Origin of the sequence: Burkholderia sp. WP9 (assembly GCF_900104795.1) — a bacterium.
Taxonomy (GTDB): domain Bacteria; phylum Pseudomonadota; class Gammaproteobacteria; order Burkholderiales; family Burkholderiaceae; genus Paraburkholderia.
On the sequence record NZ_FNTG01000002.1, the window covers coordinates 861,384 to 875,016 of the forward strand.

Sequence of the window (13,633 nt, forward strand, 5' to 3'; positions counted from 1 at the left end):
CCGCGCGCCGCTCGAAACGCGGCGCGCGTGTTGCAGGGTGTGACTTTCCAGTTCGTCAGACCGGAAACCCTTCGTAACCGCCCTTCAGATCCGGCTCAGGCCTCGAGCCAGACATTTTCCGCGAACATGAAACCCATCAGGCCGGCGAGCGGAATCGAGCCGAGACCCTTGAGCTTGTCCGTGTACGCGTCGAGCGAACTCTGGAACAGCGGAATGCCGACACCACCCGTTTCATGCACCAGCACCTGCATGTCGCCGTAGATCTTCTTGCGCTTGGCGTCGTCCGGTTCGCCGCGTGCCTGAAGCAGCAGCTGGTCGAACTTCGGGCTTTTCCAGTTCGCTTCGTTCCACGGCGCGTCCGACTTGAAGAACTGCGTGAAGATCACGTCGGCGCTCGGGCGCGCATTCACATTGCCGAAACCCAGCGGATGCTTCATCCAGTGGTTCGACCAGTAGCCGTCGGCCGGCACGCGCGACACTTGCAGATTCAGACCGGCTTGCGGCGCGACCTGCTGCAGGAACATCGCCATTTCAACCGAGCCTTCGGCCGCCGGCGAAGCAAAAATCTGGATCGGCGCGCTGCCAACCTTCGCCTTCTGGAAATGGAACTTCGCCTTGTCCGGATCGAAGGTGCGCTGCGGCAAGCCGGCCAGGTAGTACTTGTTGGTCGGATCGATCGGCTGGTCGTTGCCGATCGTGCCGTAACCCTGGAAGATCGCGCGGCGCATCTGCTCGCGGTCTTGCAAATACATCATGCCACGCCGGAAATCGTCGTTGCCGGTAATGCCGCCTTCGTCGCGCACAACCAGGTCGGTGTACAGGCCGGTTTTCGTCTCCAGCACGGAGAAACCACCCGCGCCCTTGATCTGGGTGGTCGAACGCGGGCTCACCGCGTTGATCAGTTGCACGTCGCCCGAGAGCAGCGCGTTCACGCGCGCCGATTCGTCGCCAATGCCGATCAGTTCGATCTCGTCCAGGTGCGGCATGCCCGGCTTCCAGTACTTCTCGTTTCTCACGCCGACCGTGCGCACGCCCGGCGAGAATTCCTTGACCTTGAACGGGCCGGTGCCGATCGCCGTCTTGAAGTCCTTGGTGCCGTCCTTGATGATCTGGAAATGCGAGGTGGCGAGGATCACCGGAAGATCGGCGTTCGGGCCTTCCAGCGTGATCGTCACTTCGTTCGGGCCGGTGGCCTTCACTTCCTTGATCTGATCGGCCAGCGTCTTCGCTTTCGAGGCGGTGGCCGGATCCTTGTGGCGCATGATCGAATACACCACGTCGGCCGGCGCGAGCGCTTTGCCGTCGTGGAACTGCACACCGTTGCGCAGCTTGACGACCCACACGGTGGCGTCTTTCGTATCGAGCGAGGTCGCCAGCGACATCTTCGCGCCGAGATGCGCATCGAGTTCGGTCAGACAGTTGTAGAACATGAAGCCGCGGACGTAGTCGGTGCCGAGCGCACCCTTCGCGGGGTCGAGCGTGTCGGCCGCGGAAGCGGATTGCGTCGCCACACGGATCTTGCCGCCCTGCTTCGGCTTGGCCTGCGCGAGCGCCGCGCCGCTGGCGGTCAACAAGCCGGCGCCGGTGACCGACATCATGCCGGCGGCGGCCATTGCGCGCAGCACGCCGCGCCGCGACGCGCCTTTGGCAGTCAATCGCTCCAACTCGCTTCCGAGTCCAAGAGCGCCATGTTGCGAGTTTTCCTTATTCATCGAACTTCTCCGCGAGGTGAGCAACGAGGTTAAGCAGGCGTGGCTGCGTGGTTTTGACTGCCAATCGAACAACAAACGATCAATAAAAAATGTCTTTGATGCGGTAGTACGTCCCCACGAGCGGCAGGAACCAGGGCTTGCCGGTGTGGCCGGGAATCGCGGGCCATTCGGACTCGCGCCACGGATTCTGGTCTTCGTGGCCGTCCATCACATCGGCCATCACCTGGCCCATGTGCGTGGACATCTGCGTGCCGTGGCCGCTGTAGCCTATCGAAAAATAAATGCCGTCGTGCTGGCCGGCATGCGGCAGACGATCGGCGCTCATGTCCACCAGACCGCCCCAGCAATAGTCGATGCGCGCCTGCGCGAGCATTGGGAACATCGCGGCGAGGCCTTCTTGCAGGATGCGACCGCTCTTCGCATCGGACGGCCTCTCGGACGCCGTGAAGCGCGCGCGGCCGCCGAACAGAAGTCGCGAATCCGGCGTCACGCGAAAGTAGTTGTGCATCAAACGCGTGGTGGTGTACGCACGCCGGTTCGGAAACACTTGCGCCAGCAACGCCGGCGCCACAGGCTCCGTCACCACGATGAACGAACCGACCGGCGCGAGACGCCTGCGGTACCAGCCGAACGGACCGTGCCGCGACGGGCCGGTGGCGATCAGCACCTGCTTCGCGCGCACTTCGCCGCGCGCCGAGGTGATACGAAAGCCGCCGCCGTCTTTCGCGATGGCAGTGACCGCCGCGTTCTCGTACAGCTTCGCGCCGCGGCGCACCGCCGCCTCGGCGAGACCCACCGTGAACTTGCCCATGTGCATCTGGCCGCCGTGCCGTTGCAGCAATCCGCCGTAAAAGCTGTCGGATTGAATTTCGCTGCGAATACGGCTGCGGTCGATCAGTTCAATATCCGTATCCACTTCGCGGCGAATCGCTTCGGCCGTCTTTTCCAGATGCGCAAGATGATGCGGCTTGGACGCCAGCTTCAGCTTGCCGGTCGCGATGTAATTGCAGTCGATGTTTTCCTCGCGGATCAGACGCTCGACCGTGTCGACCGCGTCCGAAAACGCGCGGTAGCAGGCGCTCGCGCGCTCCACACCGAGTTGCGCGACCAGCGCGACGAAGTCCTGCGCGACTCCGGTATTGACCTGGCCGCCGTTGCGCCCGGACGCGCCGCCGCCAATGCGACCCGCGTCGAGCACGGTCACCGTGGCGCCGCGCTTGCCCAACGCCTGCGCCGCCGACAGTCCGGTGAAGCCGCCGCCGATCACGACCACATCGGTCTGGCCGTCGACCGGACCCTCGCACGCCGACAGCAGTGGCGGCGCGGTGTCGAGCCAATAGGAATCGAGCTTCATCCGTGAGGTCCTTGAGATGGGCAATGAGCGAGGCGGTGGGCAGTGTCTGGCGGGCGCAAATGCAACCGGCGCTTACAGGCCGAGTTCCGAAGCCAGATGCGGAATGTCGTTGACCTCGTAGTACTGGTAGTACGGCGTCGACGGTTCGTGGCCGCGGTTGACGAAGACCTTGTGCTTGATGCCCAGGTCGTGCGCGGTCATCAGGTCGTAGCGCAGGCTCGACGACACGTGCAGCACGTCTTCCGGATTGCAGTTGAGCTGGTCGAACATGTATTCGAAACCTTGCATGCGCGGCTTGTACGACTGCGCCTGCTCTGCCGTGAAGACCTTGTAGAACGGCGCGCCGAGCTTGTCGACGTTGCTCTGGATCTGGTTGTTCGAAGCGTTCGAGAGAATCACCAGCTTGTACTTCTTCGCCAGACGGGCGACGCCTTCCGGCACGTCCGGATGCGGACCCCAGGTCGGCACGGCGTCATAGATGCTTTGCGCGCCCGCTTCGTTGAATTCGACGTTCATGCGCTTGCACGCGCGGCGCAGCGCGTTGACCACCACGTCGCGATAGGGTTTCCATGCGCCGAGCACTTCGTCGCGACGGTAGCCCGAGTAAAACGCGACGAGCTTTTCCAGGTCTTCGCCGTTCAGCAAATGACCGTACTGCTCGCGCGTCATGTCGGCCATATGGAATTTGGTCAGCGTGCCGTAGCAGTCGAAGGTGATGTATTTCGGTTCGAATTCGATCATGGTGCAGTCCTATCGTGATGGTGAACTCGTGGTCGGAGTTCATTGGCGAAAACAGCAACTATCTTGCAGGGGATCTGAGCAAGTGCTTCGCACCCGCTCAGATCGACAAAAGCTAATTCCTGTAAAAGATTTAATCAGCGCAAAAACATAGATGTTCCTGATTAGGGCGCTGCCGGTGACACAAACCATGCGTTTTCGGGCCGCTGACAGCACAGAATGCGGCGATCAGGCTAAACCCTTGCCCCTACTGGGTTTGCGACCGGCGCGCGAAGCGGCCGGCGGGTGCTCAAAGGCGTCTTCAGGCCCGCAGGTCGATCAGTACGCTTTTGAAACGCAGGTTCGCCTCGTAGGCCTGCCGGCCCAGGTCCTTGCCGATGCCGGAGCGCTTGTAGCCACCCGTGGGAATCATGAAGTCCGAGGTGCGGCCATAGCGGTTCACCCACACCGTGCCTGCTTCGAGCCCGCGCACGAAACGCAGCGCCCGGCCGAGGTCGGCGGTATGCACGCCGGCCGCGAGGCCGTACTCCGGATGCTGCGCGAGCGCGAGCGCTTCTTCTTCGGTATCGAAGGTTTGCAGCGTCAGCACCGGCCCGAAGACTTCTTCGCGCACCGCTTCGGAGTGCGCCGTGACGTCTGTGAGCAAGGTCGGGGCGTAGAACGCGCCATCAGCGCCGCCGTCGGCTCTCACGCCGCCGTAGCGCAGCGTCGCACCGGCTTCCAGCGTGCGTCCGACAATGCCTTCTATGCGCGCCGCCTGCGGCGCCGAAATGATCGGCGAGAGCGTCGTGCCCGCGGCCCATGTCGCGCCGGGCTTCAACTCGGCGAAGATCTTGCCGATGCGTTCGGCAAGCGGCTCAGCGAGGCTGCGCTCGACCAGCAGGCGCGAGCCCGCCACGCACACTTGCCCCGCGTTGCCCGTGATCGCGCCGGCAATACGGCGCGCCACATCGTCCAGACGCGGGGCGTCGGCGAATACGATTTGCGGGCTTTTGCCGCCCAGTTCGAGCGTGACCGGCTTGGTGCCGCTGGTGGCGCACGCGGCCATGATCGACGCGCCGGTCCGCGTGGAACCCGTGAAAGTGACCTTGCTGATCTTCGGATGGCGCACCAGTTCGTCGCCGGTCACCCGGCCATCGCCCTGGATCACGTTGAAAATGCCGGCCGGCACGCCCGCCTGCACCGCCAGTTCGGCGAGCCGCAAGACCGAGAACGGCGTCATCTCCGAGGGCTTGAGCACCACCGCATTGCCGGCCGCCAGCGCCGGCGCGATCTTCCACGACGCCATGACCAGCGGGAAATTCCATGGCGCGATCGCGCCGATCACGCCGTAGGGTTCGGCGATCGTCATGCCGAGATGATCGTGATCGGTGGCCGCCACGTCGCCACCCAGCTTGTCGGCGAACTCGGCGTAAAAGCGGATGCCCTCGGCGGTGAACGGCACGTCCCAGCCGATCGCCTGCGCAATCGGGCGCGTCGAGCCGAGCGCTTCCAGACGGCCGAGCGTCGGCGCGTCGGCTTCGACCAGCTCGGCGAAACGGCGCAGGATCTTCGCGCGTTCGCGCGGCGCCATGCGCGCCCAGCCACTCGTCCTGAATGCCTGCCATGCGTTCTCGACGGCGCGGTCCACCATCGCGGCGTCGGCAAGCGGCACCGAGGCATACACCACGCCGTCCGATGGACGCGCCACCTCGATGCGATGCTCGCCCGCCTCGACATACTCACCGCCGATGTAGTGTCCGCTGCGAATCGCGACGTCGTCTGGATTGAAGCTGTCCATGAGAGAGGTGTCCTGTGTGACTGGCTGGTGGTCTCGCGCGGCGCGGTCCCGAGACCGCCGCCGCCATGACAAAATCGTAGAGCCGGCGGCGTGGCATATGTCGCCGACAAAAATCGCCGCGCAGCAGAACTCACCTGTAATGCGTGCCCGGACCTGGCGTTTTGCATCGAATTGCGCTGCGGTCCTTTCCGGGGGCCGCGATAAAAAGATCGTCCTAGTCACACCGCGCACCGGATGACACAGTGACGGCGTAAGCCTTCAGTCAATCAGGGAGCTCGGCGTGTCCGATTCGATTACCTATAGACGCTTCACCCTCGAGGACATCGCCGCTGCGCACGCGTTGACCGTCGAAGTCAAATGGCCGCATCGCCCGGACGACTGGCGATTCGTGGCGCAACTGGGCGTGGGCTTCGTCGCGGAAGACCCGAGCGGTGTGATCGGCACCGCCCTGTGCTGGAAATACGGAGCCGAGCATGGTTCGCTCGGCATGGTGATCGTGTCGCCGGCGCACCAGGGGCGCGGCATCGGCAGAAAGCTGATGGATCTGGTGCTGGAAGAACTGGGCGGGCGCGTCACCTTCCTGCACGCCACCCCCGCGGGCCAGCCACTTTATGAAAAGCTCGGCTTTCGCGCGACCGGCACGCTCGATCAGCATCAGGGCGCGGCGTTCCAGCCGCCGCTCGTGTCCTTGCCGCCCGGCGAACGGTTGCGTCCGCTCGGTTCGAGCGATACCGCGCGGCTGGTCGAACTGGCGTCGCGGGCCAGCGGCCTGGACCGCGGCGAAGTGTTGCCCGCACTGCTGGGCGCCGCCGACGGCATCGCGCTGGACCGCGACGGCGAACTGATCGGCTTCGCACTGTTTCGCCGCTTCGGGCGCGGCTTTGCGATCGGTCCGGTGGTCGCGCCCGCCTCGGAGGAATCGAGCCGTGCGAAGGCGCTCATCAGCCACTGGCTGGCGCTGAACGAAGGCGTGTTCGTGCGTATCGACACGCCGGGCGAAAGCGGTCTGACCGAATGGCTGGAACAGCTGGGGCTGCCGCGCGTGGACACGGTCGTCAAAATGATCCGCCCCGCCACGCCGGGCCAGCCCGCGAGCGGCGGACAGGATGCGCATTACCTGCAATACGGCATCATCAACCAGGCAATCTGCTGACCAACATGGCCTTCCTCTATAAAGCCGACCCGGCGCGCGGCGCCCAGTGGGCGAAACTCTTCGCGCAGAAAGCGCCGGACTTGCCGTTTCATATCTGGCCCGAACTCGGCGATCCGGCCGCGATCCGCTATCTCGCCGCCTGGCAGCCGCCTGAAGACCCGACGCGCACCTTCCCTAATCTGGAAGTCGTGTTCTCGGTCGGCGCGGGTATCGATCAGTTCGATCTGTCCGGCGTGCCGGAGCATGTACCCGTGGTGCGCATGATCGAGCCGGGCATCGTGGAAGGCATGGTCGAATATGTCACACAGGCTGTGCTGACCATTCATCGCGATCTGTTCGACTACAACCTTCAGCAACAGCAGCAGGTCTGGCGCGCGTTGCCGCTCAAGCCCGCCAGCCAGCGCCGCGTCGGAGTGCTCGGGCTCGGCGTGCTCGGCACGGCCGTGCTGGAACGGCTGCGTCTGTTCGGCTTCGACTGTGCGGGATGGAGCCGTTCGGCTCGCGAGATCGAGGGCGTCGACTGTTATGCCGGTGAAGGCGCGCTGGATGCGTTTCTCGCTCGCACCGACATCCTCATCTGTCTGCTGCCGCTCACGCCCGCCACGCGCGGGCTGCTCAATGCGGAATTGTTCGCGAAGCTGCCGCGCGGCGCCTCGCTGATTCAAACGGGGCGTGGTCCGCATCTGAATCAGCAGGATTTGCTCGCGGCGCTCGAAAGCGGTCAGTTGCACAACGCCATTCTCGACGTCACCGATCCCGAGCCGCTGCCCGCCAGTCATGTGTTGTGGACGCATCCACGCGTGCGTATCACGCCGCATATCGCGAGTGCGACGCGGCCCGACACCGCCGTCGACGTAGTGCTGGAGAACCTGCGCCGCCATCGCGCGGGCTTGCCTATGGTTGGCCAGATCGACCGCGCGCAAGGCTATTGAGGGCAGAACCGGACGAAACGCCCGCGCGACACGGCTTTTCAGTGTTCGCAGCATAAAATGCTGAGGTCACGCATCAAAACGCGTCGTGCGCGCTTTTCAGGCAATTGTTTAGGTGAGCAGGCGATCGCCGCTGATCAGTAGTATGGGACGGTCAACAGCCCCTTCCCGCGACGAGAAACCATCATGCCGATTCAATCGCTCATCGAAGCCGACCGCAAGCATCTGATTCACCCGGTCATCAACTACCGCGCGCACGAAGCACGCGGCGTCACCGTCCTCGAGTCCGCCAGCGGCGCGTTTCTGCGCGACGCGGCCGGCAACGAACTGCTCGACGCGTTTTCCGGACTCTGGTGCGTGAATGTCGGCTACGGCCAGCAAAGCATTGTCGACGCCGCTACCGCGCAGATGCAAAAACTGCCCTACGCAACCGGCTATTTCCATTTCGGCTCGGAGCCGGCCATCGAACTCGCGCAAAAGCTGGTCGAGGTGTCGCCCGCTTCGCTGCAGCACGTCTACTTCACGCTCGGCGGTTCGGACGCGGTGGATTCGGCACTGCGCTTCATCACGCATTACTTCAACGCCACGGGGCGCGCGTCGAAGAAACACATCATCGCGCTGCAACGCGGCTACCACGGCTCGTCGACGACCGGCGCCGGCCTCACCGCCCTGCCCGCGTTCCACCGCAACTTCGATCTGCCGCTGCCGAACCAGCATCATCTGCCGTCGCCGTACGCGTACCGCAGCGATTTTGCCGACGACGCCGCGCTGATCGCCGCCTCGGTCGCCGCGCTCGAAGCGAAGGTGGCCGAACTCGGCGCCGACAACGTCGCCGCATTCTTCTGCGAGCCGATTCAGGGCTCGGGCGGCGTGATCGTGCCGCCGGTCGGCTGGCTCACGGCCATGCGTGAAAGCTGCCGTAAGCTGGGCATCCTGTTCGTCGCCGATGAAGTCATCACCGGCTTCGGCCGCACCGGTCCGCTGTTCGCCTGCCAGGGCGAAAACGTCGAGCCGGATCTGATGACGGTGGCCAAAGGCCTGACCGCGGGCTATGCGCCGATGGGCGCCGTGCTGATGTCGGACGAAATCTATCAGGGCATCGCCAACGGCGACGCCGAGGCGGTGGTCGGCCATGGCCATACGTATTCGGCGCATCCGGTGAGCGCGGCGATCGGCCTGGAAGTGCTGCGCCTCTATCACGAAGGCGGGCTGTTAGCGAACGGCGTGGCGCGCGCACCGCGTTTCGCGCGCGGCCTCGACGCGCTGCTTGCGCATCCGCTGGTGGGCGATTCGCGCCACCGTGGCCTGCTCGGCGCGCTCGAACTCGTCGCCGACAAGGACAGCAAGGCGGGCTTCGACCCGGCGCTCAAACTGTCTGAACGGATCGCCGCCGCCGCGTATGAAAACCGCCTGATTTTCCGGGCCTTCGGCGACAACATTCTCGGCTTCGCACCGGCGCTCTCGTACACCGAGGCCGAGTTTGATCTGATGTTCGAGCGGCTTGAAAAGACCCTCGACGATGTTCTCGCACAAGCCGATGTGCGCGCCGCGTTGAAGGTCAAAACCCATGCCAACGCATGCTAGAGTAGAGGGCCATCCCAGCCCCACACCGATCGCCGGAGCGATAACGTTACGATGAGCAGCGACTGCAAGCTAGACCGGATTGACCTGCGCATACTTTCCCAGTTGCAGAAGAAAGGCCGCATAACCAACGTCGAGCTTGCCGACGCGGTCGGCCTTTCGCCCAGTCCTTGCCTGATCCGGGTCAAGCGTCTGGAGAAAGCCGGCTACATCATCGGCTACGGTGCGCAGATCCAGCTCGAAAAGCTCGGCGACGTGCAGATCGTGTTTACCGAAGTCACGCTCGCCGATCACCGGCGGGAAGACTTCATCAAGTTCGTGAATGCGATCCGCGACGTCGACGAGATCGTCGAGTGTCATCTTGCCAGCGGCGGCTACGACTACCTGCTGAAGTTCGTCACGCGCAGCGTGAGCCATTACCAGAGCATCGTGGAAGGGCTGCTGGAACGCGACATCGGGATCGAGAAGTACTTCAGCTACGTGATCATCAAGTCGCCGTTCGTGAAGAGCCACTACCCGCTCGAAACGCTGTTCTCGCAGAATCATCACTAGGCCGTCTCTGGAACCTTGCATGATTGGGATATGCGGCCCTGCGAAGCTGAGTCGAGGACTGCTGAACCGACGCCAGCGCGAATCCGCGCCATTCAGACAGGGGGCGCGATGATTCGACGCCTACTATTCGCAGCTATCGCCATGACGTTTGGTGCGGGCACCTCCGCCGCACAGACGAAGTCCACTTCGGTCGGCGATTTCGTGGGCAAGTGGGTCGTCACCGACGTGGTGGACTATTCGGATATATCTCGCGGTATCCTCGAGGCAAAGCGGATTCTCGGCAAGACCATAACGATTACGCCGAAGTCGATTGCGTTCGACAAGGAAAGCTGCGTACCGCGTCCAGGCTTTACAGTTATCGACGTGGATACAGAGACAGAGTTGAACAGGCAATTCGGACTCACCGTCAACGAAACCGGCTTACCCGCGCGAACGACGTTGCTCCATAGCGAAAACTGCTTCGCAGTCTTCGGAATGAGCGACTACAAAATCGTGTTCGGATGGGACGGGATCATCGTGCGCGCAATAAGCGAAAAGTAAGCGTAAAGATCCGATCGATTAGCAACGCGCGTCAGGTCACCCCATCTCCCCCCCGGCCGCACCCTCGGCCGGCGGACTCCACTGCGCGAATTCCTCACTCAGAAAGTCGACGCAGACCCGCACCTTCGCCGACTGCGCGAGCCGTGCCGGATACACCGCCCACAGATTCGCCGGTTGCGTGACCTCGGGCAGCACCTGCTGCAACTGACCGCTTTCGAGCAGCGGCCGCACGTCCCACATGGAACGCAGCACGATGCCGCGCCCGGCCAGTGCCCACTCCACCGCCACTTCGCCGTGATTGGTCGACAACGGTCCCGTGACCTTGATCGAGACCGTCTCGCCGCGCAACGTCAAACGCCAGAGCCCGAACGGATGGTCGCGCTCCTTGATCGCGAGACACGCATGCGAGGACAACTCGGCAAGCTGGCGCGGCGCGCCATGCCGCGCAAGGTAGCCGGGCGACGCACATAGCACGCGATGATTCGACGCGAGCCGCCGCGCGATCAGATGCGGCGCGATCTCGTCGCCAATGCGCACATCCAGATCGAAGCCTTCGCCGCCCACATCGACGAGACGGTCGAACAGATCGAGCCGCACGCTCAACTGCGGATAGCGCTCGGAAAAGCGCGCGAGCGCGGGCGCGACGAAACGGCGGCCAAAGCCGAAGCTGCTGGAAATGCGCAGCTTGCCGCCGGGTATGCGGCGGGTGGTGGAGACGTCTTCCACCAATTGATCGACGTCGTCGAGAATCTTTTCGGCCCACGTGTAGACGCGCTCGCCCGCTTCCGTGATCGCCACCCGGCGCGTGGAACGGTGCAATAAACGCGTACCGAGCGTAGTCTCGAGCACGTTGATGCGTTTGCTGACATACGCCGCGGACACTGACAGGGCCTCCGCGGCCGCGCTGAAACTGGACTTGCGCGCCACTTCGCAAAACACGCGCAAGTCGCCGAGATCGGGTGATGGGACGGTGCTCATAGGACGCTCATGGGTGATTGGCCTGCACCTGAGTTTGTACACGAATCGTGCACAGTGGCTTAACTAAAGCGACTATTTTAGTCTCAAACAGCAGGAATAAAATAGCCGTTATCGAATCGTCCAGCTGCCCCAAACAGTCCCAAGCAGCCCCAAACAGTCCCAAGCGGAGGAGCACAACATGTCGAAGAAATATCGGATCGCAGTCATTCCCGGCGACGGCATCGGCGTCGAAGTCATGCCGGAAGCCATTCGCGTGCTGGAGGCGGTGAAAACGCGCTTCGGCATCGAGCTGGAGTATCAGCACATTGAATGGGCGAGCTGCGAGTACTACGCGAAGCACGGCAAGATGATGCCGGACGACTGGAAAGCGCAACTGCAATCGGCGGACGCGATTCTGTTCGGCGCGGTCGGCTGGCCCGACACGGTGCCCGACCATATTTCCCTGTGGGGCTCGCTCTTGAAGTTCCGCCGCGAATTCGACCAGTACATCAACCTGCGCCCCGCGCGCCTCTTTGCCGGCGTGCCTTCGCCGCTCGCGGGCCGCAAGGCGGGCGACATCGATTTCTGGATCGTGCGCGAGAACACCGAGGGCGAATATTCGTCGGTGGGCGGCGTGATGTTCGAAGGCACGGAGCGCGAATTCGTGCTGCAAGAGTCCGTTTTCACGCGGCACGGCAGCGAACGCGTGCTGAAGTTCGCGTTCGATCTCGCGCAACGTCGCAAGCGCAAGAAGATCACGGTGACCACCAAAAGCAACGGCATCGCGATCAGCATGCCGTGGTGGGACAAAGTCGCGGCCGGCATTGCCGCGCAGTATCCGGACGTGACGTGGGACAAGCAGCATATCGACATTCTCTGCGCGCGCTTCGTGCTGAACCCGGATCGCTTCGACGTGGTGGTCGCCACCAATCTGTTCGGCGACATTCTGTCCGATCTCGGCCCCGCCTGCACCGGCACGATCGGTCTCGCGCCGTCGGGCAATCTGAATCCGGACCGCAAGTTTCCGTCGCTGTTCGAACCGGTGCACGGCTCGGCGCCGGACATCGCGGGCAAGAACATCGCCAATCCGATCGCGATGATCTGGTCGGCCGCGATGATGCTCGACTTCCTCGGCAACCACGCCGGCAAGGAGCGCGAGGCGCACGACGCGATTCTCGCCGCAATCGAGGCGACGCTGGTTGAAGGTCCGCATACCGGCGACCTCGGCGGCAAGGCGAACACCACCGAGGTCGGCCGGGCGATCGCGGCAAAGCTCGCCTGAGCTCGCCGGTCAACCCGCACACTCTCTGCAAGGACACACTCGCATGAGCACGGAAGCCTACCCTATCGAAGTCGAATTCCCCGATATTTCGGGCCACGAACAATCGGCATCCGGTATCGCCTATGTCCACACGTTCGACTCGGGTGCACCGGGTCCGCACGTGATGATCAACGCGCTCACACACGGCAACGAAGTGTGCGGCGCGATCGTCGTGGACGAATTATTGCGGTGCGCGCTGCGGCCACGCCGTGGACGCCTCACACTGGCGTTCGCGAACGTCGACGCATATCGGAGTTTCGATTCGGCGCAGCCGGACGCGGCCCGCTTCGTCGATCAGGATTTCAACCGCGTATGGACTGCCGCGGTGCTCGACGATACTTCGCGCACGTCCAGCGAGCTGGAGCGTGCGCGCGCGATGCGGCCCGTGATCGACAGCGTCGATCTTCTGCTCGATCTGCACTCCATGCACGAGAAGAGTAAGCCTTTGATCGTGGCGGGACCGCTGCAAATAGGCATCGACCTCGCCGTGCGACTCGGCACGCCCGCCACCGTGATCTGCGACGAAGGCCATCCGGAAGGCCGCCGCATGCGCGATTACGAAGGCTTCGGCGACCCCGCCAGCCCAAAGAACGCGCTGCTGATCGAATGCGGACAGCATTGGGAACGCAATGCGGTTGCGGTCGCGCGCGATACCACCGCGCGCTTTCTGCTGCTGGCCGGCGTGGTCGATGAAGCGGATCTGCCGGCCGGCTGGCTTGCGCCATTGCCGGGCGTGCAGCATATCGTCCGCGTGACGCAGCCGGTGGTGGCCACCAGCATGGATTTCCGTTTCGCGGCGGCGTATACGGGTCTCGAGATCTTTCCCGAGGCCGGTGCCGTGATCGGCTGGTCGAACGGCGAGGCCATCACCACGCCCTACGACGACTGCATGCTCGTCATGCCATCGCTGCGGCAACTGCGGCCGGGCGTGACCGTGGTGCGGCTGGGCAAGATCGAGCAGACCGTGACGAACACCCCAACCCGTAGCCAATGAAACGGCCCATCCACACTCAAAG

12 protein-coding genes are annotated in these 13,633 nt (G+C 63.6%); 7 read left to right on the forward strand and 5 right to left on the reverse strand.

Features of this window, described 5'->3' with window-relative positions:
• Positions 1–95: 95 nt before the first annotated feature.
• The 4 genes from BLW71_RS25160 to BLW71_RS25175 all read right to left on the reverse strand — a co-directional run bounded on the left by BLW71_RS25160 (position 96) and on the right by BLW71_RS25175 (position 5,584).
• On the reverse strand, positions 96–1,712 hold the full coding sequence (locus BLW71_RS25160; RefSeq protein ID WP_091803074.1) for an ABC transporter substrate-binding protein: 1,617 nt from the start codon (positions 1,710–1,712) through the stop codon (positions 96–98).
• Between the two features lie 79 nt (positions 1,713–1,791).
• The gene (locus BLW71_RS25165; protein ID WP_091803077.1) at positions 1,792–3,066 is read right to left on the reverse strand and encodes an NAD(P)/FAD-dependent oxidoreductase; all 1,275 of its coding nucleotides are present in this window, start codon (positions 3,064–3,066) and stop codon (positions 1,792–1,794) included.
• Positions 3,067–3,138: 72 nt separating this feature from the next.
• Entirely contained in the window at positions 3,139–3,807 is a 669-nt protein-coding gene (locus tag BLW71_RS25170; RefSeq protein ID WP_091803081.1) for a haloacid dehalogenase type II, read from the reverse strand.
• Positions 3,808–4,105: 298 nt separating this feature from the next.
• A complete protein-coding gene (locus tag BLW71_RS25175) occupies positions 4,106–5,584 on the reverse strand; it encodes an aldehyde dehydrogenase family protein (protein WP_091803085.1) in 1,479 nt (492 codons plus the stop codon).
• Positions 5,585–5,864: 280 nt separating this feature from the next.
• On the opposite strand from BLW71_RS25175, the gene BLW71_RS25180 reads away from it, so the two are divergent.
• From BLW71_RS25180 to BLW71_RS25200, 5 genes are all read left to right on the forward strand, one after another.
• Positions 5,865–6,737 carry a GNAT family N-acetyltransferase gene (locus tag BLW71_RS25180; protein ID WP_091803090.1) on the forward strand — a complete coding sequence of 291 codons (873 nt, stop codon included), beginning with the start codon at positions 5,865–5,867 and terminating at the stop codon, positions 6,735–6,737.
• Positions 6,738–6,742: 5 nt separating this feature from the next.
• Entirely contained in the window at positions 6,743–7,669 is a 927-nt protein-coding gene (locus tag BLW71_RS25185) for a 2-hydroxyacid dehydrogenase (RefSeq protein ID WP_091803093.1), read from the forward strand.
• Between the two features lie 183 nt (positions 7,670–7,852).
• A complete protein-coding gene (locus BLW71_RS25190) occupies positions 7,853–9,250 on the forward strand; it encodes an aspartate aminotransferase family protein (RefSeq protein WP_091803097.1) in 1,398 nt (465 codons plus the stop codon).
• Between the two features lie 51 nt (positions 9,251–9,301).
• Positions 9,302–9,799, forward strand: a complete 498-nt coding sequence (locus BLW71_RS25195; protein WP_011491802.1) for an Lrp/AsnC family transcriptional regulator — start codon at positions 9,302–9,304, stop codon at positions 9,797–9,799.
• Positions 9,800–9,940: 141 nt separating this feature from the next.
• Complete coding sequence (locus BLW71_RS25200) at positions 9,941–10,339, forward strand: hypothetical protein (RefSeq protein ID WP_286162093.1); 399 nt, start codon at positions 9,941–9,943, stop codon at positions 10,337–10,339.
• A 36-nt stretch (positions 10,340–10,375) separates the two neighbouring features.
• Here the strand turns inward: BLW71_RS25200 and BLW71_RS25205 are convergent, their stop codons facing one another.
• The gene (locus tag BLW71_RS25205) at positions 10,376–11,317 is read right to left on the reverse strand and encodes a LysR substrate-binding domain-containing protein (RefSeq protein WP_091803100.1); all 942 of its coding nucleotides are present in this window, start codon (positions 11,315–11,317) and stop codon (positions 10,376–10,378) included.
• Positions 11,318–11,495: 178 nt separating this feature from the next.
• Between BLW71_RS25205 and BLW71_RS25210 the strand changes: the two genes are divergently transcribed.
• A complete protein-coding gene (locus BLW71_RS25210) occupies positions 11,496–12,578 on the forward strand; it encodes a tartrate dehydrogenase (protein ID WP_091803105.1) in 1,083 nt (360 codons plus the stop codon).
• Between the two features lie 43 nt (positions 12,579–12,621).
• The gene (locus BLW71_RS25215) at positions 12,622–13,611 is read left to right on the forward strand and encodes a M14 family metallopeptidase (protein ID WP_091803109.1); all 990 of its coding nucleotides are present in this window, start codon (positions 12,622–12,624) and stop codon (positions 13,609–13,611) included.
• Positions 13,612–13,633: the final 22 nt, after the last annotated feature.

Excerpts from the sequence above, each read along its gene's own strand:
- BLW71_RS25160 (WP_091803074.1), bottom strand. The coding sequence starts at position 1,712 with ATGAATAAGGAAAACTCGCAACATGGCGCTCTTGGACTCGGAAGCGAG.
- BLW71_RS25165 (WP_091803077.1), bottom strand. The coding sequence starts at position 3,066 with ATGAAGCTCGATTCCTATTGGCTCGACACCGCGCCGCCACTGCTGTCG.
- BLW71_RS25170 (WP_091803081.1), bottom strand. The coding sequence starts at position 3,807 with ATGATCGAATTCGAACCGAAATACATCACCTTCGACTGCTACGGCACG.
- BLW71_RS25175 (WP_091803085.1), bottom strand. The coding sequence starts at position 5,584 with ATGGACAGCTTCAATCCAGACGACGTCGCGATTCGCAGCGGACACTAC.
- BLW71_RS25185 (WP_091803093.1), top strand. The coding sequence starts at position 6,743 with ATGGCCTTCCTCTATAAAGCCGACCCGGCGCGCGGCGCCCAGTGGGCG.
- BLW71_RS25190 (WP_091803097.1), top strand. The coding sequence starts at position 7,853 with ATGCCGATTCAATCGCTCATCGAAGCCGACCGCAAGCATCTGATTCAC.
- BLW71_RS25195 (WP_011491802.1), top strand. The coding sequence starts at position 9,302 with ATGAGCAGCGACTGCAAGCTAGACCGGATTGACCTGCGCATACTTTCC.
- BLW71_RS25200 (WP_286162093.1), top strand. The coding sequence starts at position 9,941 with ATGACGTTTGGTGCGGGCACCTCCGCCGCACAGACGAAGTCCACTTCG.
- BLW71_RS25205 (WP_091803100.1), bottom strand. The coding sequence starts at position 11,317 with ATGAGCACCGTCCCATCACCCGATCTCGGCGACTTGCGCGTGTTTTGC.
- BLW71_RS25210 (WP_091803105.1), top strand. The coding sequence starts at position 11,496 with ATGTCGAAGAAATATCGGATCGCAGTCATTCCCGGCGACGGCATCGGC.
- BLW71_RS25215 (WP_091803109.1), top strand. The coding sequence starts at position 12,622 with ATGAGCACGGAAGCCTACCCTATCGAAGTCGAATTCCCCGATATTTCG.